This window comes from Zhihengliuella sp., assembly GCF_031178195.1.
Classification (GTDB): Bacteria; Actinomycetota; Actinomycetes; order Actinomycetales; family Micrococcaceae; genus Zhihengliuella.
Map to the genome: position 1 here is coordinate 75632 of NZ_JAPSJL010000002.1, position 23734 is coordinate 99365.

Sequence of the window (23734 nt, forward strand, 5' to 3'; positions counted from 1 at the left end):
CGCGCAACAGTCCCGGGCCGGGCGGGCCTCGACGGGTGCCCGGCGACTAGACTGGGGCGCATGAGCGAGACGCAGCCGGCGCGCGCCGAGGACACCGACCCCACGCCAGCCGCGGAGCCGACGTCGGACGGGGACGCCGACGGTTACGATCCCGCCGCGAGCTCCCTGCAGGGTGCCGTCGACCCGGCGGTGATGCGGGAACTGCTGGCCGTGCGCAGCAGCATCGACAACATCGACGCGACACTGGTCTTCCTCCTCGCCGAGCGCTTCAAGGCCACCCAACGGGTGGGGCACCTCAAGGCCCGGCACCGGCTGCCAGCCGGGGACCCCGGGCGGGAGAAAGCGCAGATCGCCCGCCTGCGCCGACTGGCCGAGGAGGCCCAGCTCGATCCCGCGTTCGCCGAGAAATTCCTGAACTTCATCATCTCCGAGGTCATCCGCCACCACGAGGCCATCTCGCAGAGCCACCAGCACGACCCCGCACAGCAGCAGCACCCATGACGTCGAGCCATACCGTCCGCGCCACAGCCCGCGGCCCCATGCCGGGCACCGATCCGCTCGAGGCCTCCCGCATCGTCCACGGCGAGCTCGGAAGCCCGCACCTGCCGCATCTCATCGAGTTGCCCGACCGCGGCGTCGGATCGGACCCGGTGGGACGCACCGCCGGTCTTCTCGAGGAGCTCCACGTCGACCTCCACTCCTACGGGTGGCGTCTGGCCACGCGCCCCGGCCGCGACGCCGGGCGGATCGCCGGCGCGCTGCGCAGCGACATCAACGCGACGGCGGACGTGCTCGGCGCGCAGTCGGAGCCCGCCGCGGAGCTCAAGCTGCGGATCGTCGGCCCGCTGGCGCTGGCGAAGAGCCTGTACCTGGCCAACGGCGAGCGTGCGCTCAGCGACCACGGGGCACGGCGCGACCTGGCCGACTCCCTCGCCGTCGGGGCCGCCCGCCACGTCGACGCGGTGCGGCGGGGGACCGGCGTCGAGCGCGTCGTCGTGGAGGTGGACGAGTCCGGCCTGGGCCCGGTCCTCGCCGGTGCCGTGCCGACGGTCAGCGGCTACCGGACCCTGCGATCGGTGCCGCGGCACGAGGTTTCCGCCGCATGGCGCACGGTCGCCGAGGCGTTGCGGGATGCCGGCGCGGAGACGGTGCTCAGCACCGACGTCGACCCCGCCGACGTGTCCGTCGTCGTGGAGGCGCTCACCGGCGCCGGGTTCGACGGCGCCGGCCTGAACGTCGCCGCACTCGACACGGCGGCCTGGGAGCAACTGGCGGGGCTCGTCGAGGGCGGGCGCTCGGTTTGGCTCGGCCTGCTCGACCCGTCGTGGCTGGAGCTGGACGTCGACGACCGTCCGCGGCTGCCCCGCGTGACCGAGATGGTCCGCCGCGTCCACCGCCCGTGGCGGCAGCTCGGGCTCGGCGACGCCCAGCTCGCCCAAGCGGTGCTCATGCCCGCCGACGGCCTGGCGGGGCTGCCCCCGGTCGCGGTCCGCTCCGTCCTGACGGCGCTGACGGGAACGGCCGAGGCCCTGAGCCAGATCGCCGCCGAAGCGGCCGCCTGACCCGTCCGCCGACCAGCGGCGGCGTCTCCGTCCATGTCGTCCGCTCGATGGGATCCGCTGGATCCCGCGCCGCTGACCGGTGATCGGCTCCGTTCCGGTTAGGCTAAAGACTGGATGCACGCGGCCACGCCGCGACGGCTGCGACGAAGGGGAGTCATGAAGGCCCGGATTCTGGTGGTTGACGACGACGACGCCTTGGCTGAGATGATCGGCATCGTTCTGCGCAACGATGATTTCGATCCGATCTTCTGCAACGACGGGGCCGCCGCGCTGGAGGCCTTCCGCGAGTCGAACCCGGACCTGGTCCTGCTGGACCTCATGCTGCCCGGTGTCGACGGGATCGAGGTCTGCCGGCAGATCCGCGCCGAGAGCGATGCGCCGATCGTCATGCTGACCGCGAAGTCCGACACGGCCGACGTCGTCCGCGGCCTCGAGTCCGGTGCGGACGACTACGTGCCCAAGCCCTTCAAGCCGGCCGAGCTCATCGCCCGCGTCCGGGCACGGCTGCGTCCCGGGGAGAAGCAGGCGCCGGAGACGCTCCGCATCGGCGACCTCACCGTCGACGTCGCCGGCCACTCCGTCATGCGCGGCAACGAGCGGCTCTCCCTGACACCGCTCGAGTTCGACCTCCTCGTCGCCCTCGCGCGCAAACCGTGGCAGGTCTTCACCCGCGACCAGCTGCTCGAGCAGGTCTGGGGCTATCGGCACGCGGCCGCCGACACCCGGCTCGTCAACGTGCACGTCCAGCGGCTCCGCTCCAAGGTCGAGCGCGACCCGGAGAACCCCGAGGTCGTCCTGACCGTGCGGGGCGTCGGCTACAAGGCGGGCACGAACTGACCTGGATCCGCCGGCTCGCCAAGCGCGCGCGTCTGGCATGGCGGCTGGCCGCCATGATCTGGAGGCGCTCCCTGCAGCTGCGGGTCGTCGCCGTCACGCTCACCCTCTCCGCGCTCGCCCTGGGGGCAACCGGGGTGTTCGTCTCCCACCAGGTCGCCTCGGGCCTCTTCAACGAGCGATTCAACCAGCTCCAGGGCGACGCTATGAACGGTCTGAACAACGTCAAGGCGACCTTCGCCTCCCTCGAGACGGGGGGAGAGCGGGACCAGGTGTGGACGGACGTCCGTCAGACCCTGGAGGCGCACGCCCACCAGGGCGCCAGCGGCGAACGGGCCTTCGTTCTCGCGCTGCTGCCCGGCAGCGAGACGATGTACGTGCCGTCCATCGCCTCGCCGGGGCTGACCACGGGCACGGTTCCCTTCGAGCTCACGGAGGCGGTCCGCGACGGCGCCGGCATCTACTGGCAGTCGATCTCCTATGTCGTCGACAACGAACGCGTGCCCGGCCTGGCCTTCGGCACCCGGGTCACGCTCCCGCCGGGGGCCGACTACGGCTTGTACTGGATCTACGACCTCTCCAGCGTCCAGGAGACCCTCGACTTCTTCCACCGCACCGTCTTGTTGGCAGGCATCCTGCTCCTCGTCGTCATCGGGTTGATCGCCTGGTACACCACGCGGCTGGTCGTCGGCCCCGTCTCGAACGCGGCGGCCGTCTCGGAGAAGCTCGCCTCCGGGCGCCTGGAGGAGCGCATGGAGGTCCGCGGCGAGGACGAGGTCGCCCGCCTGGGGAACTCCTTCAACCACATGGCCTCCAGCCTGCAGGACCAGATCGTCCAGCTCGCGACGCTGTCGCAGATGCAGCAGCGGTTCGTCTCCGACGTCTCCCACGAGCTGCGCACACCGCTGACCACGGTCGCGATGGCGGCCGAGGTGCTCCACGACGCCAAGAACGACTTCGACCCCGTCAACCGGCGGTCTGCCGAGCTGCTCTACCGGGAGGTGGAGCGCTTCGGGATCCTGCTGAGCGACCTGCTGGAGATCTCCCGGTTCGACGCCGGGGCGGCCGCGCTCGACGCCGACGACCTTGATCTGCGACCCGTGGTCCAGCGCGTCCTCGAGACGGCCCAGCCCCACGCCGCACAGGCCGGCGCCGAGCTCCGGCTGCACGGCCCGGCCAAGCTCGTCGTGCAGATGGACGCCCGTCGCGTCGAACGGGTCCTGCGCAACCTCGTCATGAACGCGGTCGAGCACTCCGAGGGGCGTCCGATCGATGTGACCATCGGCGGCAACGACTCTGCGGTCGCCGTCTCGGTGCGGGACCACGGCATCGGCATGTCCACGGAGCAGGTCACGCACGTCTTCGACCGCTTCTGGCGCGCCGATCCCGCCCGCAACCGCACGACCGGCGGCAGCGGCCTCGGGCTGTCCATCGCCATGGAGGACACCAGGCTGCACGGCGGCTGGCTGCAGGCCTGGGGGGAGCCCGGCGGCGGGTCCTGCTTCCTGCTCACGCTGCCACGGCGGCTGGGCGGGACGATCGCCGAGTCGCCGCTCCCGCTGTCGCCGCCGCGCGAACTCGGATCCGGGGAGGCCCTGCGATGAGAACCGTCCTCAACCGTGGCCGGGCCCTGCTCGCCGGCTTGGCCGTCGTCGTCCTCGCCCTGAGCGGCTGCGCGTCGATTCCGACCGACGGCCCCGTCGGCGTCAGCGCCGCGGATGCCACCCAGCCGGGCGGCGTCGCCTACGAGTTCAACCCGCCCGGACCCGCCGAGGACGCCGAGCCGGAGTCGATCATCCAGGGCTTCATCACGGCGGGCCTCTCGCCGGCCGACGAGTACGGGACCGCCCGTGAATTCCTCACGCCGCAGCTGTCCCGGACCTGGCAGCCCAGTGCCTCCACGCTGGTCTACACGGGCCAGCCCAACGTGGTCGGCGGGGCCGGCGCTGGCGAGTTCGCGGTCGAGGTGGCCACGACGGCCCGCATCGACGAGTTCGGCGTCATGCAACGGTATGAGACGGCGAAAATCGAGACGATCAGCATGGTGCTCGACGAGGTCGACGGGCAGTGGCGCATCGGGGAGACGCCCGACCTCACGCTGCTCGAGGAGGGCAGCTTCATCGACGTCTTCGGCTCCTACCCGCTCTACTTCTACAACGCCACCTACTCCCATGCGGCCCCGGACTTCCGGTGGTTCGCACGGCGTCAGTCCCTGGCCTCGACGCTCGTCCGGGCGCTGCTGGACGGGCCCCGACCGTATCTCGAGGGCGCCGTCGTCACCGCGTTCCCGGAGACCAGCGAACTCGCCCGGAACGCCGTGCCCGTGGAGGGGAGGACCGCCACGGTGGACTTCCAGGAAGCGGTCTTCGCGGACGCCTCCGCCCTGGTGCGCCTGCGGATGCAGCAACAGCTCGAGCTCACCCTGGACGGGGTCAACAACATCGGGGCCGTCCAGATGACCGTCAACCAGACACCGATCACCCTCGAGGGGTCCCAGGAGTTCGTCGAGGTCTCGGCCGAGGCCGAGGTGCCGGATGTCCAGATCGGGATCGCCGACGGCCAGCTCGTCCTCTACCAGGGCGGCAGCAGCACGATCGAGATCGGGAACATCCCGGACGTCCGCTCCTACGACCCGATCGAGCCCGCCATGTCGCCGGCCGGTGCCGAGGTCGGCGGAAGCCAGTACGCCTTCGTGAGCGGCGACAGGACGCATGTCTACATCGTCTCCCAGAGCACCGGTTCCGACGGTGCGCTGGCCGAGGCGGCGATGGGGGAACGGTTCATCCGGCCGAGCATGGACGTCCACGGCTGGCTCTGGGCGGTGGACTCCGGCACCGGCAAGGTCACGGTCGTCCGGGCGTCAGCCGAGGAGGGCCTCGCGGACCGGCAGACCTCGGAGATCGCCGCCGAGTGGCTCGAGGGGCTCACGGTCGATTCGTTCCGGGTCTCCCCGGACGGCACCCGGGCGGCCGTCGTCGCGGGCCGGGGCGAGGAGCGTCGGCTCTACGTCATCGGGATCATCAGGGATTCGACGGGCGTGCCCCGGGGCTTCACCGAGCTGTCCATGCTGCCGGTCTCGGTACCCGTGGGACAGGTGGTCTGGGATGCCACAGACGCTGTCATCGTCATGGATCCGAGCGGGACCGAGCCTGTCCGGCCCGAGCGGGTGCGGCTCGACGGGCGGACGGAGCCGTTGAACGTCCTCCTCGGCATGACCAGCATCTCCAGCGGCCCCGGCGACGACATCATCGTCTACGCCGAGGCGCAGGGCACGGTCTGGTCCCAGGTGGCGAACGTGTGGAAGGACAACGGGATCGAGATGCGCGGCCTCGCCTATCCCGGCTGATCGGCCCGTCCTCCACAGTCCGCCGTCCGCGCCGCTCCGTCCACACGGCCTCCGCCGGCGGTCCTCGGGGTGCCGCCTTCGTGCCACCCTCGCCGGATGGACACTCGAGAGGACGTCCCCGGGGACCCCGCAGACCGCGTCGGCGCCGGCGGCGGGGAACCTCGACCGGACGACGACGGCGGGGACGACGCAGGCCGACCAGCCAGACAGCCGGTACGCGCTGCCGCGAGGCTGGACGGCTGGGCACTCGGCGATCCGGGGCGTGCCGCTGCGGAGGCCGTCCGGGAATTCCTCGGCCTGGTTGCCCCGACGGAGTGCGTGGCCTGCGGCGGGCAGGACACGGTTCTGTGCCGCGTCTGCTCGGCACGGATGCGCCGGAGCACCGTCCGGCCCGCCCGGGTCGAGGACGCGGCCGAGTCGCTGCCCATGGACGACTTCGACCGTCCCCTGCCGGTCGTCGCGGCCGGCCCGTACGCCGGCGAGCTCTCCGCGTGCCTGCTCGCGTACAAGAACCGCCAGCGCACCGGTCTGGTCACGGTCCTCGGGCCGGCTCTGGCCGGGGCGGTGCACAGTTTCGCGCCGGAGGCTCGACGCGTGAAGGCATGGACCGGCGCCGAGCGGCTGCTCCTCGTCCCTGTGCCGTCCCGGCGGTCCGCGACCATCGAACGAGGCTATGCGCCCGTGCACGAACTGCTTCGGTGGATGCGCCGTCGCCGGCTGGAGCCTCCCGGCTTCCAGATCGCGGCCCCGTTGCAGGTGCAGGAGACCTGGAGCGCCCTCCTGCCCTCCCGCGCCGCGGTCCGCCTCATCGATGCGATCGGGCAGCGCCTCGGTGCCGGCCGGGGTGCCGGGAGCGGCGCGCAGAAGGGCCGGGGACGGCGTGCGCGGACCGCGGTGCGCGAGAGCATGCGGGTCGGAGTCGATCTCCGCGGCTGCGTGTGCGTCATCGTCGACGACGTCCTGACGACGGGTGCCACCGTCGCGGAGGCGCACCGGGCGCTCGAGGTGGCCGGCGCCGTCGTCGCCGGCGCCGTGGTGATCGCGGCGACCCACGACCCACGGGGAACGGAGACGGCGGCTGTCGGCATCAACGGCGGGTAAACATTCCGGAAATCTCTTGCATCCTGGCGTAGGTGATCTACGGTGAAGTATGGGCATCCCGAAAGGGACGACGCACCCATCTTCAGCGGTCCGGATGAGCGTGATTCCGGCCGTTGTCGTGTCACCGAGGACGTAGGAGGACACCATGGAGATGACTTTCACCGGACGCAACATCAGCGTCTCAGACCGCTTCCGCGAGTACGTGGAGGAGAAGGTCGACAAGGTGGAACAATTGGCCGCGAAGCTGCAGCGGCTTGATATCAAGGTGACGAAGGAGCCCCACTGCAAGAACCCCGAGACCCAGCTCACCGTGGAGCTGTCCGTCATGACGAAGGGCCCGGCGATCCGGGCCGAATCCCACGCGGCTGACAAGTTCGCCGCGTTCGATCTGGCGTTCGGCAAGCTGCTGGAACGCCTCCGTCGCGCTCGCGACAAGCGCAAGGTCCATCACGGCCGCCACACGCCGACCGCCGTCTTCCAGGCCACGGGCGGGCTCGACCCCGCACCCAGCGACGTGCCGCTGCACCAGGCCGCCACCGCCGACGAGCCGGTTGAGCAGAACGAGTCGCAGGATCACGCCAACCCCGTGGAGATCCGCCGGAAGGTCTTCCCCGCGACGCGTATGAGCGTCGACGACGCCGTGGACCGGATGGAACTCGTCGGGCACCCCTTCTATCTCTTCGTCGACGAGGCCACCGACCAGTGCGCCGTCGTCTACCGCCGCAAGGGCTGGTCCTACGGCATCATCGCGCTCGACGGCGACCGCCAGGAGCCGGAGACGGTCGAGACACGCCACTACCGGGACGAGAAGCCCGCCACCGTCTGAACCGGACGGGGACCGATCGACTGGAACCGATGCAACGGGGGCCGGGCCGCATTGTGCGGGCCCGGCCCCCGTTGCATGCCCCGGCCGGGCCGACGTTCGCTCGCGGCGCAGGCGCGTGCCAGCTGCCGCGGCCTGCGCCGTGGGCTGCGCGTATAGACTGGCCGAGCCAGTTTTCCTGTGCCATAGAAAATGGAGCTACCACGTGGCGTCACTGCTAGAACGCGTCCTACGTACCGGCGACAAGAAGACGCTCAAGCGTCTTCGCGGGTATGTCAGCGCAATCAATGCACTCGAGGAGGAGTTCCGGTCCATGACGGACTCGGAGCTCCGCGCGGAGACCGACAGTTTCAAGAAGCGTCTCGCCGGCGGCGAATCACTCGACGCCCTCCTGCCGGAGGCCTTCGCCGCCGTCCGGGAGGCAGCCGACCGCACCCTCGGAATGCGCCACTTCGACGTGCAGCTCATGGGCGGGGCAGCCCTGCACCTGGGCAACATCGCCGAGATGAAGACCGGTGAGGGCAAGACGCTCGTCGCCACGGCCCCGGCCTACCTCAACGCGCTCACCGGCGGCGGCGTGCACATCGTGACCACGAACGACTTCCTGGCCGAGTACCAGTCCGATCTGATGGGGCGCGTCTTCCGCTTCCTGGGCATGACCAGCGGCTGCATCCTCTCCAAGCAGGATCCCGCGACCCGGCGCCAGCAGTACGAGGCGGACATCACCTACGGCACGAACAACGAGTTCGGATTCGACTACCTCCGCGACAACATGGCGTGGTCCAAGGACGAGCTCGTCCAGCGGGACCACAGCTTCGCCATCGTCGACGAGGTCGACTCGATCCTGATCGACGAGGCCCGCACGCCGCTGATCATCTCCGGTCAGGCCCAGGGCGACGTGAACCGCTGGTTCGCCGAGTTCGCCCGCATCGTCCAGCGGCTCGAGCTGGGCACCGACTACGAGGTCGACGTCAAGAAGCGCACGGTCGGCGTGCTCGAGCCCGGTATCGAGAAGGTGGAGGACTACCTCGGGATCCACAATCTCTACGAGACGGCGAACACGCCGCTGATCGGGTTCCTGAACAACGCCATCAAGGCCAAGGAGCTGTTCACGAAGGACAAGGACTACGTCGTCATCAGCGGCGAGGTCCTCATCGTGGACGAGCACACGGGCCGCACCCTGGCCGGTCGCCGGTACAACGAGGGCATGCACCAGGCGATCGAGGCCAAGGAGGGGGTGCAGATCAAGGCCGAGAACCAGACGATGGCGACCGTCACGCTGCAGAACTACTTCCGCCTCTATGGGAAGCTCTCGGGCATGACCGGCACGGCGACCACCGAGGCCGGCGAGTTCATGGGCACGTACAAGCTCGGCGTCGTGGAGATCCCGACCAACCGCCCGATGCAGCGCAAGGACCAGGCCGACCTCATCTACAAGAATGAGGTCGCCAAGTTCGACGCCGTCGTCGAGGACCTCGTCGAGCGTCACTCGGCCGGACAGCCCGTCCTCGTCGGCACCACGAGCGTCGAGAAGAGCGAGTACCTCTCGCGGAAGCTCGCGAAGGCCGGGGTCCGCCACGAGGTGCTCAATGCCAAGCAGCATGCTCGGGAGGCGGGCATCGTCGCCCAGGCCGGCCGTAAGGGAGCCGTCACGGTCGCCACGAACATGGCCGGACGCGGCACCGACATCATGCTCGGCGGAAACGCCGAGTTCCTCGCGGTGGCCGAGATGAATCGCCGGGGGCTCGACCCGGAGGAGAACGCCGAGGAGTACGAGCGCGTCTGGGACCAGGTCTTCACCGAGTGCAAGGAGCGAGTGGAGGCGGAGGCCGAGGAGGTGCGCAGCCTGGGCGGGCTGTACGTGCTCGGCACGGAGCGGCACGAGTCCCGCCGCATCGACAACCAGCTCCGCGGCCGTTCGGGACGCCAGGGCGACCCCGGTGAATCGCGTTTCTACCTGTCGATGACCGACGAGTTGATGCGACGTTTCAACGCCGCCGCGGCCCAGCGGATCATGAACAACCCGAATCTGCCCGACGACATGGCGCTCGAATCGAAGATCGTCTCGAAGGCGATCGAGACCGCGCAGGCCCAGGTGGAGTCGACCAATGCCGAGCAGCGGAAGAACGTCCTGAAATACGACGACGTCCTGAACCGGCAGCGCGAGGCGATCTACACCGATCGGCGCCGGATCATCGACGGGGACGACCTGCACGAGAAGGTCCAGCACTTCCTGGAGGACGTCATCAACGCCATGGTCGCGGAGGCGACGGCGGAGCGGAACCCGGACGACTGGAACCTCGAGCAGCTCTGGGTCAACCTCAAGCAGCTCTATCCGGTCAGCATCACGCTCGACGAGGTCGCCGCCGAGGCGGGCGGACGCGGGAACGTCACCGCAGGACTGCTGCGGGAGGAACTGCTGTCCGACGCCCGTCTGCAGTACCAGGCCCGTGAAGAGGCAGTGGGCTCGGAGAACATGCGCGAGCTGGAACGCCGCGTGGTCCTCAGCGTGATCGGTCGCAAGTGGCAGGAGCACCTCTACGAGATGGACTACCTGAAGGAGGGCATCGGCCTGCGCGCCATGGCGCAGCGCGATCCTCTGGTGGAGTACCAGCGCGAGGGGTACACCCTGTTCCAGACGATGATGGAGTCCATTCGCGAGGAGAGCATCGGCATGCTCTTCAACATCAAGGTCGAGACCAAGCCCGCAGCCCCGGCCGTGAGCCTGCCCGGCGTAACCGACGGACGCGCAGCGGCCGCCGCGCCGACCCTGTCGACACCGGGTCTGGATGCGCCGGCCAAGCCGGCATCGCTGCGCTATACGGCGCCCAGTGAGACCGGCGAGGCAGCCACGAAGGTCGAGCGTCAGGCTGCGGCCGAACCGGCGAACCGAGCGGAGCGCAGGACCAAGAAGAAGAACAAGTAGCACGGCAGTCCTGCGGGGCCCTGTCCCGACCATTGGTCGGCACAGGGCCCCGACGCATCTCCGGGAGGGCTCTCCGGCGCTCAACCCTCGACGGGCTCAACCGAGCTCCAGGGCGCAGACCTTCCACTGGCCGCGGCGCAGCTCCAGTCGCACCGCTGCGGCCCGTAGCCGGCCTCCGACGTTCACCACGACGGAAGCCTCGTAGGCATGCTCCGCTGCGCGGCAGACCCGGACCCGTTGGACGGGCGTCTGCGTCGGGCGGGTGGCACCACCCCGGGTATTCGGTCCGCTATGGCCCGACTCCGGAGCGCGTAGGAGCGCGGCCGCCGGCATCCGCGGGTTGATGGGCTGACCAAAGACGATCTCGAGTCGCTGCTGCAGGCGCTCGAACGTGGGAGCATCCAGCCATCTGGTGAGTTGGTCCAGGGGCCGCACGCCCGCCAGCACCTCGAAAGTCGACTGGCCCACCAGGCGGACGACCCGAGCGACGTGGCGCTGTTCCTCGCGCTGGGCCTCACGGCGCCGCGCGCTCCGCGCCTCTTCCCCCTCGTCCGTCAGACGGCGCTCCTGCGTCCTGCGGATGTGCTCGGCGACAAGCCGCGAGGTGGCCGCGGAGGGCTGCCGGTGCTCCGGCGGACTGCCGGCCGGACCGGCGACTGACTCGTCCGGCGCCTCGCCGGCCGTCCGCGGTGCCACCCAGGGCGCGACGTCGGCGAACCTCCGTACGGGTGCAGCAGTCGTCGTGCCGGAGGACGTCGATGCGCCGTCGAGCCGGATGAGACGCAGCTTCGGGCGGCTCTCGTCGCCGGTGGGCCGGTCCGGCACCGGGCCCGGTGCGGAGTCGGGGTCGGGGCTACGGTGTGCGATCGCGGTCATGGTGGTGCTCCTCCGGAGTGCGAGTTGGGAAGACTCGTTTGCGGCGGCGGGCCGCCGCATGATGCTGATGGGCTGATCTCTGCGTGGCAGTGGCAGTGGCAGTGGCGATGTTCGGGCTATTCCGTCGGTGGCTTGAGCGTCATCCCGGGGTAGAGGCGGTTCGGGTCCGCTCCGATGAGGTGCAGATTGGCGCGGTACCAGCGTGGCCACTCCTCGGCGACGTCCAGGACGGAAGGATGGGGGCCCAGGTGCCTGGCCGCGATGCTCCAGAGCGTGTCGCCCGGCCGGACGACGACCTCGGCAGCGTCGGGTCGGGCCGGCCCCAGCACGCGCTCGAAGGCGGGAGGAGGAGCAGTGGGACGCCACCCGGGCTCCGGGGCGTCGCGGGGGGCCGCGACATCCCCGGTGGCCTGTCCCGTCGCGACCGGGGGAGCCCAGTGGGGCGAGGGCGCGGTGGTCAGAGGTCCGGTCCCCGTCGGCTGGACGCGTTGGACGCCGGGTGCCTCCGTCCCGACTGCCGTGCCGAATGCGGCAGGCGCGGTCGCGACGTTGAAGCAGACGACGACGGCGGCGATCCTTCGCACGTGGGCCGGGGCGAGCCGGTCCACCCCCGACGCGAGCCGGGGGAGTCGGAAACGCCGGAGCAAAGCCCCGAGCAGGGCGAGCGTCAGCGTCGCCGTCCACCAGAGGGCGGTGACCGCGGCGAGACCGGCCAGGCCGATGACGACGGCTGACTGAAGCCCGGCCTCCGAGAGCTGGACGGGGCGCAGCACGAGCTCGGTCCACGGTCGCGGCCCGAGGTGTGAACGGGCGGCGACGAGAATCGCGGCCGCGGCGCACCCGGGGAGGACGGCGAGCAGCACGTCGGCTCGGGAGGCGTTCGCGCGCCGTGGGGATGGCGCGACCTCCTGGGAGGTGGCTTGGGCCACTGTTGCCGTTCGCATGTTGTCTCCTTCCCGCGTCGGGCGGCACCGTAGACGCGTCCGTTGGATCGCGTCGGATAGGAACGAGAGGTCTAGCTCGCGTCGATCCCATTTGATGTCGTTTGATGTGACTCTATCCTTACAGCCCCTTATATAGTTGTCCAGATGTTTCGATCAATCCCCTTCTCGACGGGGCCCGCGCACCCCAGGCCGCTGCCGGGTCGCCGCAGAGGTGCGCCGACCCACCGCCGCGGGCCGATGGCCGGTTAGGCTCGGGGGCATGAGATGGGAGTCGCTCTTCGCCGACCTCGAGGCACAGCTCGACGGTGTGACCGTCCATGACCGGGCCGCCGAGGTCCAGGAGATGGTGCGCATCGAGAAATCGCAGGTCATGCTCTCAGCCCGGCTCGTGGCATGGATCGGGCAATCCATCGACGTGACAACGCTGGGTGGACAGAGATTCTCGGGCGAGGTCACCCACGTCGGTACGGGATGGGTCACGCTGGCAGCGGCCCCGCTCGAATACCTCGTGCTCACGTCGGCGGTGCGGAGTCTCGTTGCCGACGGCGCGCGTGTAGCGCCCGACTCGGACCTGCGACAAACGAAGATCAGCCTGCGGATGGCTCTGCGGGCGGTGGCCCGGGACCGGGCCCCCGTAACGATCTACGCGCTCGACGGTTCGGCTGCCGCGACGGGCACGCTCGACTACGTGGGCGTCGACTTCCTCCAGATCGCCGCGCACTCGGTAGGCGAGTACGTCTCCAGCTCCCGCGTCGTCGCACGCCATGTACTGCCGCTGTCGGGCATCGCTGCCCTGCAGCGCAGCGTCTGACGTTGTCCACAGCGCGTGTAGTCGATATCACGTCACTCGTCGCCTCCGAATAGGGTGTACGGCAGAGAAACCCGTCGGGCCGTCCGCATCTCCCGCGGCCCGGGGACGCCGACGAGAGGACGAGGGATTGAGTTCCACCACACCGAATGCCGATGTTGCGCGTCTGCGCCGCCCCGGTTGGAAGGACCCCCGGCTGGTCCTCGGGCTCCTGCTGGTCATCGGTTCGATCGTCGGCGTCGTGGCGTTGGTGGGCGCCCTGGACCGCACGGTCCCCGTCTACACCGCCAAGGAGGACATCTCGCTCGGAGATCCCGTCGGACTCGAGGACCTCGAAATCGCGGACGTCCGCCTGAACGGGGTCGAGGAACGCTACCTGGAGGCGGGAGCGGAGCTGCCCGAGGGGTTGCGCTCGAGCGTCTTCATCGGGGCGGGGGAGCTCGTGCCCGCGCGGGCCCTCGAGCAGGGAGACCCCCTCGGACGGAAGCCGGTCTCCGTCGGAATCGACGGCACGGTTGCGGACGCCATCGTCGCCGGCACCCACGTCGATGTCTGGGCGGCATCGCTCGATGAATCGGGCCGACTCTACGACGAGCCGACCCGCCTCCTGAAAGGCATCGAGGTCGCCGGACGGGAAAGCGTGGAATCGGCCTTCGGCGGAACCAGCGGAACCCAGCTCGAGCTGCTCGTCACCGACGAGCAGCTGCCCGCCCTACTGGACGCGTTGGCCAACGAGGCGAAGATCACCGTCGTGTACAGCCCCGCCGGAGACTCGCAGTGAGCGTCTCGGTCGTCGTCTGGGGAGACTCGTTCGGCATCAGCGACGGTATCGAGGCCCTGCGGGGCGAAGTGACCGTCGCCCGCCAATGCGACGAGCTCGTGGAGACCCTCGCCCTCGTCGAGTCCGGTCTCGCCGATGCGGCCCTGCTCGCGGGCCCGGCCACCGACGTGGACGCAGCCGTGGTCGACGGCCTCCGCGAGCGCGGAGCCGCCGTCGTCGCGCTCGTCGACGATGCCGAGGAGCGCGGGCGCCTGAGCGGCTACGGGGCGGTCTGCGAATCCGTCACCGCATCGCCGCAGGCGCTCGCCGACCTGCTCGAGCTCGTGACGGCCACCGCTCCGCAGGCCAACCCCATCGGTCCGCGGAGCGCTCCGGAGGCGGAGCCCGCTACGGCACCGGGTCGCGGGCAGGTCATCGCGGTCTGGGGGCCGCATGGGTCGCCCGGGAGGACGACGGTGGCCGTCAACTATGCGGTCGAGGCGAGCCTGGCCGGTTCGCGCGTGGCGCTCGTCGACGCCGACACCTACGGGGCCAGCGTCGCCGTTCTCCTCGGTCTCATGGAGGAGTCCGCCGGCGTCGCGCAGCTGTGCCGACTCTCCGACCAGGGCGTGCTGGACAGCGAGAGCTGGCAGCGCGCGTGCCCCGTCCTGACTGTCGCAGGAGCGCGGCTCCGGGTCGCGACGGGGCTCCCGCGACCGACCCGCTGGCCCGAGCTCCGTCCGGCCTCCGTCGGCCGAGTCCTGGAGCATCTGACCGCAGCCGTCGACCTCGTCGTCGTCGACGTGGCGCCGTACCTCGACGTCGACGAGGACCTCTCGTTCGACACGACGGCGCCCCAGCGGAACGCGGCCACGCTGGCGGTGCTCGAGCGGGCCGACGAGATCCTCGCCGTGGGCCAGGCCGACAGCGTGGGAGTGCCCCGACTGATCAAAGCGCTCGAGCGGCTGGCCGAGACGGTCCCCGACGCGATGCCGCGGGTTGTCTTCAACAAGGTCGCCCGAGCGGGTCTGGGCGCGAATCCCGAGCGACAGCTGCGAGAGACCTGGACCCGGTTCGGCCCGGGCGCGCCGATCCGCGGCTACCTACCGTGGGATCCCGGTTCCGCAGCCGAGGCCCTGTTGTCCGGAACCGTCTTCGCCGAGTCGTGTCCGGATGCGCCCCTGCGGGCCGGGATCGCGCAGTTGGCCGGGCACGACGTGCTGCCTCGGAAGGGGCTGTTCGGGCGGCGGCGCGCGGCGGATGGGGCGGGCTCGTGAACAGCGTTAGGCTGGACCCATCATGCCGACATTGATCGGCCGAAAAACTGACGCGGAGGCGCAATAGTATGTCGACTGGGTCCAGCAAAACCGATCGGTTCATTGCTGACACACTGACACCTGAATTCGTCCGGGCCTACTACGGGCACCTTACTGAGGATGAGGCGAAGAGCTACAGCGACGTAGATCTTCAGGCCCGTGTCCGGACACACCTAGAAATCGGCTTCGAGCGGCCGACGAAGCAGGCACGCATCGAGGTACGGAATGTAGGCGGAGCGACCGTCGTGTTCGTCGTCAACGACGACATGCCGTTCCTCGTGGACTCGGTCGTCGCCGAGATCGTCCGCCAGCAGCACGGCATCACGCTCGTCACACACCCGACGTTCGTGGCCCGCCGCGATCTGGCGGACGGACGGCTGACGGGCCTCGACGCGGTCTCCACCGCTTCGCCCATCTCCAGCGGCGACACGGCGACGCTGCCGAACCTGGCCCGCTATCTCGACGACGCCGACGGTCAGACCCAGGTCGAGTCCTGGATCGCCGTCGAGCTGGGACGCGAACTGAGCCCGGAAGCCGCCGACGAGCTCGTCGAGGGGCTCAGTGCGGCGCTCGTGGACGTGCGGTACTCCGTCGAGGACTGGCAGCTCATGCGCAATAAGGTGCACGAGATCGCCAGCGAGCTGGACGAGCGCAAGGACCGGCTGCCGGTGCCCGAGCTCGGGGAAGCCGCCGAGCTCCTGCGCTGGCTCGACGACGGCCACTTCACCTTCCTCGGGTACCGGGAGTACACCCTCGTGGACCTCGAGGGCGAGGACGCGCTGGAGATCCAGGTCGACAGCAGCCTCGGCCTGATGCGCCGGACCTCGCCGGAGAGCCTGCTCCAGCGCCTCAATCCGGAGGGTCTCAAGCACGCGCGCGAGCCGCGGCCGCTCGTGATCACGAAGGCGAACCGCCGATCGCGCGTCGACCGCAGTGTGTACCTCGACTACATCGGAGTCAAGTCTTTCGACGAGCAGGGCAACGTCACCGGGGAACGCCGGTTCATCGGGCTGTTCGCCTCGAGCGCCTACATCCGCTCCGTGCGCGAGATCCCCGTCATCCGGCACAAGGTCGACGCAGTGCGTCGACGCGCCGGGTTCGCAGCCGAGTCTCACTCGGGCAAGGACCTCGTCTCCATTCTGGAGGCCTACCCGCGCGACGAGCTCTTCCAGATCGAGGAGGAGGACCTCTACGAGACCGTGATGGGAATCCTCCGCCTGCAGGAACGCCGCGTGACCCGACTGTTCCTCAGGCCGGATACCTACGGCCGGTTCATGTCCGCCATGGTCTTCGTACCCCGTGATCGCTACACCACCGGAGTCCGGCGCCGCATCGAGAATGAGCTGAAAGAGGCGCTCGACGCGGAATCGCTCGATTTCGAGGTGCGCATGACCGAGTCGGCGCTCGTCCGCGTCTTCTTCCGGATCAGGCTGCCCAAGGGCGGGGTCGTCCCCGAGATCGACCGGTCCGAGCTCGAGGGCCGGATCGCTCGCGCGGTGCGCTCCTGGCCGGAGGGCGTCACGGACGCTCTCGCCCTCCGCGACCCGGACTCGGCGCGCGATCTCGCCGCGAACTGGGCCGACGCCTTCCCGGCGGCCTACCGCGTGGCGTTCGAGGTCGAGGACGCACTGGCCGATATCGCGGAGTTCACGCGGTTGGAGTCCCCGGATCACCGTGGGCCCGTGGTGCGCGTGGAGCCAGCGTCGGATCGGGACTCCGGAGTCACCGCCCGACTGAAGATCTACGTGGACGAGACGATGTCGCTCAGCCGCATCCTCCCCGTGCTGTCCAACCAGGGCCTCGAGGTCATCGACGAGACCCCCTACGCCGTCCAGCGGGGCGACGGCAAGGGGTTCTTCCTCTACGTCTTCGGCCTGAGGTACCCGGACGGTGCCGATGTGGAGGCGACGAACGAGCTCCTCAGCGAGGCCTACCGGGCCGTTGCCCTGGGCGAGGCCGAGTCCGACAACTTCGACCGGCTGATCCTGACCCAGGGCATGACCTGGCACCAGGTCTCCGTCCTGCGGGCCTACGCCAAGTACCTGCGCCAGCTCGGCAACGCCAACTCGTTCGAGTTCATGGGGGACACGTTGCTGGCGAACCCGGCCGTGGCCCGAGCCCTGCTCGATGTCTTCGAGGCGACTTTCGAGCCGGGTCAGGCCGAGCCGGCACGTGACGAACGGCTGCAGACGGCCAGGGACCAGCTGGCCTCCAGTCTCGAGTCCGTCGCCACCTTGGATGCGGACCGCCTCCTCCGCCGCTTCGCAAACGCCATCGATGCGACGCTCCGGACGAACTACTACCGCACGACTCGGACGGCGCTCGCCTTCAAGGTAGCGCCCGCGCGGATCGAGGGTGCTCCCTACCCGCGACCGGAGTTCGAGATCTGGGTGTACTCGCCGGAAGTGGAGGGTGTGCACCTGCGCTTCGGCGCCGTCGCACGCGGCGGCCTGCGCTGGTCCGATCGTCGGGAGGACTTCCGCACCGAGGTCCTGGGCCTCGTCAAGGCACAGGTCACCAAGAACGCTGTCATCGTGCCGGAAGGTGCCAAGGGTGGCTTCTTCGCGAAGCAGCTTCCCGACCCGGCCAAGGACCGCGGTGCATGGATGGAGGCAGGAAAGGACGCCTACCGCATCTTCATCCGAGCACTGCTGTCCGTGACGGACAACCTGGACATCGCCGCCGACGGAACCCAGACGGTCATCCCGCCGGAGAACGTGGTCCGGCTCGACGGCGACGACAGCTACCTCGTCGTCGCGGCCGACAAGGGCACCGCGTCCTTCTCGGACATCGCCAACGAGATCTCGCTGGAGGAGGGGCACTGGCTCGGCGACGCGTTCGCCTCCGGCGGATCGGTCGGGTACGACCACAAGGCCATGGGGATCACCGCCCGCGGCGCGTGGGAGTCGGCCAAGCGTCACTTCAGCAGCTTCGGCCACGACACGCAGACCGAGGACTTCACGGTCGCCGGAGTCGGCGACATGAGCGGCGATGTCTTCGGCAACGGCATGCTGCAGACGAAGCACATCCGGCTCGTGGCCGCCTTCGACCATCGCCACATCTTCCTGGACCCGAACCCCGACGCCGCCGTGTCGTTCGCTGAGCGGGAGCGGCTCTTCGAACTGCCTCGCTCCAGCTGGGCGGACTACAACACCGAGCTGATCAGCGAGGGCGGCGGCGTGTACCCGCGCCATTCGAAGACCATCCCGATCAGCCCGGAGGTGCGGGCCGCGCTCGGAATGCCCGAGGACGTCGAGGAGTTGTCGCCACCGGAGCTGCTGCGCGCCATCCTGAAGGCACCGGTCGACCTGTTTTACAACGGCGGCATCGGCACCTACATCAAGGGCAGCACCGAGTCCAATGCCAGTGTGGGCGACCGCGCCAACGACGCAATCCGTGTCGACGGGGCGGACGTGCGTGCCCGCGTCATCGTCGAGGGCGGCAACCTGGGCCTGACCCAGCTCGGCCGCATCGAGGCCGCGATGAAGGGGGTCCTGCTCAATACCGACTCGATCGACAACTCCGCGGGCGTCGACTGCTCCGATCACGAGGTCAACATCAAGATCCTCGTCGACCGGCTCGTGGCCGCCGGCAAGCTGGACGCGGCGGACCGGGCGGCGTTCATCGAGTCCATGTCGGACGAGGTCGCCTCGCTCGTGCTCGAGACGAACTTCGCGCAGAACGTGCTCCTCGTCAACGAGCGCCAGCGGATGAAGCAGTGGAACTCGAGCTACGACCGGCTCATGGACTGGCTCGAGAACACCGCAGGCCTCGACCGCAAGCTCGAGTTCCTGCCGAAGTCGAAGGAACTTCGGGCCCGCGGGGAGCAGGGGCTCACGTCCCCCGAGCTGAGCGTGCTCACCGCATACGCCAAGCTCCAGCTGACGAACGCGCTGACGCAGGCGCGGATCGGCGACGACCGGTACTTCGACCGGTTGCTCCTCGGCTACTTCCCGGCGCCGCTCCGTGAGCGGTTCCCGGACGAGGTGCTGTCCCACCCGCTGCGCAACGAGATCATCTCGATGCGCGTCGCGAACGACATCGTGAACATCGGGGGCGTCACGTACGCCTTCCGGGTCATCGAGGAGATGAACGTCTCCGAGGCGGCGATGGCCCGCGCGTTCGTGGTCCTGCGCGAAGTCTTCGACCTCGACGGTCTGATCGATGCGGTGCACCAGCTGCCGGCGTCGTTCCCCACGGATGCGTGGAGCGACATCCAGCTGGACACCCGCCGCCTGCTCGACCGGGCTACGCGCTGGTTCGTCTCGCACGTCACCATCGAGGACCTCGCCGCGACGATCGAGGCCTTCAAACCGACGGTCCAGGGGCTTGCCGCCACGGTGGGGTCCTTGCTCCAGGGCGTCGATGCCGAGCGCGTCCGCGCCCACTACGAGCACGCGATCGAGCTCGGGGCGACCGAGGAGATCGCGCGGCGCTGGTCCGAGCAGTTCGAGACGTTCCCTCTGCTGGACATCGCCCAGACCGCCCACCGGGAGGACATCGATGCCGAGCGGCTCGCCGCGGTGTACTACGCCGTGTACGAGCGGTTCTCCATCGATGAACTGCTGGTGCGGATCTCGAACCTCCCCCGCGAGGATCGATGGCAGGCGCTCGCTCGCGCCGGGCTCCGGGACGACGTGTACACGACGGTGCTGGACATCACGGTGGGTGCGCTCCGGCTGGCCCCGGACGCCGCGCCCTACGATGCGCTCCAGAGGTGGGAGGACGAGCACGAGCAGGGCCTGACGCGGGTGCGCAGGGTCTTCGAAGAGATGAGCAGCCAGCAGCGCGACGACATGGCGCCGCTGTCCGTCTCCCTCCGGATGCTGCGCTCGATCGTCCGGAGGTAGCGTGGCCATCATTACGGATGTCGTCCGGGAGTACGCGGATTTCGGCCCCGGCGACGAGGACTGGCTCCACCTCCTGGTGGGGGACTGGCAGCTCATCGCCGATCTGGCGTTCGCCGACCTGGTGCTCTGGCACCCGGCCCCGGACCATTCGTACATCGCGTTGGCCCATGTGCGGCCATCGACGAGCCACACGGTGTTCCACACCGACTTCGTCGGCGAGAGGATCCGCAAGGATCTGAAGTCCTTCGTCGACGACGCGTGGAAGACCGGAACGGTCCAGGAGACGAGCGGGGACGGCTCGATGCATATCGAGGCCGTCCCGCTCCTCCGCGGCGGACGCGTGCTGGCGGTGCTCACCAGCCATACGGATGTGGGCGGATCCCGTCTGCCTTCACGGCTGGAGATCACCTACCGGCAGTGCGCCCGGGACGTCCTGAAGATGTGCCACCTCGGCATCTGGCCGGACTTCACCTCCCCGACCGGCTCCCGCCGCGGCGCCCCCCGCGTCGGCGACGGCATGATCCGGCTCGACGCCGCGGGAGCGGTGGAGTACGCCAGCCCCAACGGGGTGTCGGCCTTTCGCCGGCTCGGCGGCAGCGAGAGCCTGGAGGGCAGGTCGCTCTCCGAATTCGCGACGATGCTGATGAAGGACCGGCGGATGTCGGACGAGGCGCTCCCGCTCGTCCTCGCGGGGAAGATGCCTTGGCGGAGCGAGATCTCCTCCGACGGCGTCACGCTGTCGTTGCGCGCGATCCCGCTCCGTGACCGGGAACGGCGCTACGGAGCGATCGTGCTCTGCCGGGACGTCACCGAGCTGCGCCGTCGCGAGATGGAGTTGGTGACCAAGGACGCGACGATCCGCGAGATCCACCACCGGGTCAAGAACAACCTGCAGACGGTGGCCGCCCTCCTGCGCATGCAGGCGCGGCGGATGAAGAGCGAGGAGGGCAGGCAGGGACTCGATCAGGCGATGCGGCGCGTAGCGACCATCGCTCTGGTGCACGAGACCCTCTCGCAGGGCCTCGCCCAGAGCGTCGATTTCGACGATCTGATCGACCGTCAGTTCAGGCTCGCTGCGGAGGTCGCGTCGCCCGGGCAGGTCGTTCGAACCGAGCGTCACGGGAGCTTCGGTGCGCTTCCCAGCGAGATCGCCACGCCTCTCTCGCTGGTGATCAACGAGCTCGTCGCCAATGCCGTCGAGCACGGTCTGGGCGAGCGCGACGGCACGATCGCCCTCGAAGCCGAACGCGCCGTCGAGCCGACCGGTCGTCAGCTGCTCACCGTCACCATCGCCGACGACGGCGTGGGGATCACGGGCGAGCCCGGCGACAGTGGACTTGGCCTGCAGATCGTGCGGACCCTCGTGACGAGCGAATTGAACGGCAGCATCCGGTGGGAGCCGCGGGCCCCGTCGGGCACGAGGGTCGTCATCGTCCTGCCGGTGGAGCAGCGTCCCCACTGACGCGGTTTCGGTCGACGGCATGAAAGCGGCGGGGCCGGGAACCGTAACGGTTCCCGGCCCCGCCGCCCTTCGTGTGGCTGTTAGAAGTTGGCCATGTGCGACTTCACGGACTTCACGTAGGACTTCGTGTCATCGTACATGCCGTTGCGCCGGACCGAACCCTGGCCCTGGTAGTAGGAGGCGATGCCCTCCTCCATCGATGCCGAGGTCCGCTGGAGGGCGGCGATGATCGCGACGCCGGCGACGACATTGTCGTCGGGGTCGAGCAGGTCCAACGGACGGCCGACGAGCTGCGACGCCCACTCTCCCGACGTCGGGATCACCTGCATGGCGCCGATCGCATTGGCGGGGGAGACCGCACTCGGGCTGAACCCGGACTCCTGATAGGCGTGCGCCAGTGCCAACGAGGGATCGACGCCGAGCGACTGGGCCGTCGCCACGATCTTGCTGCGCATCTCCGCCCGGCTCGGGAGATCCCGAGAGAGGAGAATCGCCTTGTTCTCGTTGGCGCTCCGAACCGTCGCCTCGGGATAGCGGTAGTGCAGGAACGTCGAGGGAACCAGCTGGCTCGAGGCGGTCGTCGTGGCGCCGCCAGGCACATTAAGCTTCTGGCCCGGCCGGATCACCGAGGTCTTGGAGAGGTTATTGGCCTCGAGGAGCTTGCTCAGGCCGACGCTGTAGGTGCCCGCGATGCCCGACAGGGTCTCCCCGGAGGCGACCGTGTGCGTCCGGGGGGCCGTGGGCGCGGAGGTGCTCGACGTATTGGTGCTGGTGGTCGAGGACGAGCCGCCGGCGACGGTCAGTTTCTGACCCGGGAAGATCGTGTCCGACGCGGAGAGCCCGTTGAGCCGCAGGAGCCGGCTGAGGGACATGTCGTGGCGGATGGCGATGCCGCCGAGGGTGTCTCCCGAGGCGACGGTGTACGAGCCGGTGGAGGCGCCGCTCGACGCGGCCGCCGTCGTGGTGGTCGTGCTGGTGGTCGAGGATGAGCCGCCGGCGACGGTCAGTTTCTGACCCGGGAAGATCGTGTCCGACGCGGAGAGCCCGTTGAGCCGCAGGAGCCGACTGAGGGACATGTCGTGGCGGATGGCGATGCCGCCGAGGGTGTCTCCCGAGGCGACGGTGTACGAGCCGGTGGAGGCGCCGCTCGACGCGGCCGCCGTCGTGGTGGTCGTGCTGGTGGTCGAAGATGAGCCGCCGGCGACCGTCAGCTTCTGGCCCGGGTAGATGATCGAGGACTTGCTGAGCCCGCTGTTAAGCCGGAGGAGCCGGCTGAGGGACATATCGTGACGGACGGCGATACCGCCCAGCGTGTCGCCGGGCTTCACGGCATACGCCGTCGTGGCCGCGGGCGATGCCGGCTTGGCGGCAGACGTCGCGGACGAGCTGCCGCCGAGCTTGATCTTCTGTCCCGGGAAAATGACCGAGGAGGCCTTCAGCCCGTTGGCCTCGAGGAGGCTGCTGAGCGATACGCCAGCCCGGGCAGCGATGTGCGAGAGGGTATCGCCGGGCTTGACGGTGACCGTGGAGCTCTTGGCAGCGGCGACCGGCCCTGCGGGCACCAGCCGGGCCGGGACCTGAGAGGCGACCAGGCTCGCAGCGATGCGTTGCTGGGCCGCGGCGATGTTGGCAGGGGTCGCCGCCTTGGGAGCGACGGGCGCCTGGGCGGGCGAGGGGGCCGCGACGGCGGGCGCGGCCGCGCCGAAACCGGTGAGGACCACGGCGGGCAGAGTCGCAGCGGCGAGTGTGCCGGAGGCGATCCGGGACCGGTTGGAGCGGCTGGTCGCTGCCCGTGGGGCGCTTGCGGCGTGAGGCTGTGGCATGGGAATCCTCTGCTAGGTCCGAACGCAACGGGCCCGAAGCATCGTCCCCGTGATACTTCTGTGACTCATGTTGCAAGAGTGTCTCTTGTGAATTTACACCATGGCCTCAGACGGGGGAAACCCCTTCCGCGGGGACAATTGCGGCAGCGTTGGGCCTTGTCGACCGCGGTTTACCGAGAGGGTAGCGGGAACGCAGAAGGGCAGCCCACCCCTCCCTATCGCGCCGGCCATCGACTCGGCGCCGGGACTGGGGAGACCGGGCGCGGGGTAGAGAGATCGAAAAGCCGCTCATGCGTGGCGGAA

Annotated in this window: 16 protein-coding genes; 13 read left to right on the forward strand and 3 right to left on the reverse strand. The window is 69.5% G+C overall.

The genetic code is table 11. The features are described from left to right. The first annotated feature begins 60 nt into the window (after positions 1 to 60). The 8 genes from RIN46_RS03035 (at position 61) to secA (ending at position 10592) form a co-directional block, all read left to right on the forward strand. Positions 61 to 501: a chorismate mutase gene (locus RIN46_RS03035; RefSeq protein ID WP_309080048.1), complete on the forward strand. Its 441-nt coding sequence runs from the start codon at positions 61 to 63 to the stop codon at positions 499 to 501. Beyond that, complete coding sequence (locus tag RIN46_RS03040; protein WP_309080047.1) at positions 498 to 1562, forward strand: hypothetical protein; 1065 nt, start codon at positions 498 to 500, stop codon at positions 1560 to 1562. Before RIN46_RS03035 ends, RIN46_RS03040 begins: the two co-directional genes overlap by 4 nt. 156 nt (positions 1563 to 1718) lie before the next feature. Next, entirely contained in the window at positions 1719 to 2399 is a 681-nt protein-coding gene (gene mtrA, locus RIN46_RS03045) for an MtrAB system response regulator MtrA (protein ID WP_309080046.1), read from the forward strand. Between the two features lie 53 nt (positions 2400 to 2452). Beyond that, complete coding sequence (gene mtrB / locus RIN46_RS03050; RefSeq protein WP_309080045.1) at positions 2453 to 4000, forward strand: MtrAB system histidine kinase MtrB; 1548 nt, start codon at positions 2453 to 2455, stop codon at positions 3998 to 4000. After that, on the forward strand, positions 3997 to 5742 hold the full coding sequence (locus RIN46_RS03055; RefSeq protein WP_309080044.1) for an LpqB family beta-propeller domain-containing protein: 1746 nt from the start codon (positions 3997 to 3999) through the stop codon (positions 5740 to 5742). The genes mtrB and RIN46_RS03055 overlap by 4 nt, the downstream gene beginning before the upstream one ends. A 96-nt stretch (positions 5743 to 5838) precedes the next feature. Beyond that, positions 5839 to 6843, forward strand: a complete 1005-nt coding sequence (locus RIN46_RS03060; protein WP_309080043.1) for a phosphoribosyltransferase family protein — start codon at positions 5839 to 5841, stop codon at positions 6841 to 6843. Between the two features lie 145 nt (positions 6844 to 6988). After that, on the forward strand, positions 6989 to 7669 hold the full coding sequence (gene hpf / locus RIN46_RS03065; protein WP_309080042.1) for a ribosome hibernation-promoting factor, HPF/YfiA family: 681 nt from the start codon (positions 6989 to 6991) through the stop codon (positions 7667 to 7669). A gap of 202 nt (positions 7670 to 7871) precedes the next feature. Continuing rightward, entirely contained in the window at positions 7872 to 10592 is a 2721-nt protein-coding gene (gene secA, locus RIN46_RS03070) for a preprotein translocase subunit SecA (protein WP_309080041.1), read from the forward strand. A 96-nt stretch (positions 10593 to 10688) separates the two neighbouring features. Here secA and RIN46_RS03075 read toward each other — a convergent pair whose 3' ends face one another. Beyond that, positions 10689 to 11468: an Rv3235 family protein gene (locus tag RIN46_RS03075; RefSeq protein ID WP_309080040.1), complete on the reverse strand. Its 780-nt coding sequence runs from the start codon at positions 11466 to 11468 to the stop codon at positions 10689 to 10691. Positions 11469 to 11584: 116 nt separating this feature from the next. Next, entirely contained in the window at positions 11585 to 12412 is an 828-nt protein-coding gene (locus tag RIN46_RS03080) for a LysM peptidoglycan-binding domain-containing protein (RefSeq protein ID WP_309080039.1), read from the reverse strand. Between the two features lie 259 nt (positions 12413 to 12671). Here RIN46_RS03080 and RIN46_RS03085 point away from each other — a divergent pair, with 259 nt between their 5' ends. The 5 genes from RIN46_RS03085 to RIN46_RS03105 all read left to right on the forward strand — a co-directional run bounded on the left by RIN46_RS03085 (position 12672) and on the right by RIN46_RS03105 (position 21608). Beyond that, on the forward strand, positions 12672 to 13223 hold the full coding sequence (locus tag RIN46_RS03085; RefSeq protein ID WP_309080038.1) for a hypothetical protein: 552 nt from the start codon (positions 12672 to 12674) through the stop codon (positions 13221 to 13223). A 127-nt stretch (positions 13224 to 13350) separates the two neighbouring features. Further along, positions 13351 to 14001, forward strand: a complete 651-nt coding sequence (locus tag RIN46_RS03090) for an SAF domain-containing protein (protein WP_309080037.1) — start codon at positions 13351 to 13353, stop codon at positions 13999 to 14001. Continuing rightward, positions 13998 to 15257 carry a P-loop NTPase gene (locus RIN46_RS03095; RefSeq protein ID WP_309080036.1) on the forward strand — a complete coding sequence of 420 codons (1260 nt, stop codon included), beginning with the start codon at positions 13998 to 14000 and terminating at the stop codon, positions 15255 to 15257. Before RIN46_RS03090 ends, RIN46_RS03095 begins: the two co-directional genes overlap by 4 nt. A 68-nt stretch (positions 15258 to 15325) precedes the next feature. Next, on the forward strand, positions 15326 to 20146 hold the full coding sequence (locus tag RIN46_RS03100; protein WP_309080035.1) for an NAD-glutamate dehydrogenase: 4821 nt from the start codon (positions 15326 to 15328) through the stop codon (positions 20144 to 20146). 1 nt (position 20147) lies between these two features. After that, positions 20148 to 21608 carry a histidine kinase N-terminal domain-containing protein gene (locus RIN46_RS03105; RefSeq protein WP_309080034.1) on the forward strand — a complete coding sequence of 487 codons (1461 nt, stop codon included), beginning with the start codon at positions 20148 to 20150 and terminating at the stop codon, positions 21606 to 21608. Positions 21609 to 21688: 80 nt separating this feature from the next. Here RIN46_RS03105 and RIN46_RS03110 read toward each other — a convergent pair whose 3' ends face one another. After that, on the reverse strand, positions 21689 to 23431 hold the full coding sequence (locus RIN46_RS03110) for a LysM peptidoglycan-binding domain-containing protein (protein WP_309080033.1): 1743 nt from the start codon (positions 23429 to 23431) through the stop codon (positions 21689 to 21691). Positions 23432 to 23734: the final 303 nt, after the last annotated feature.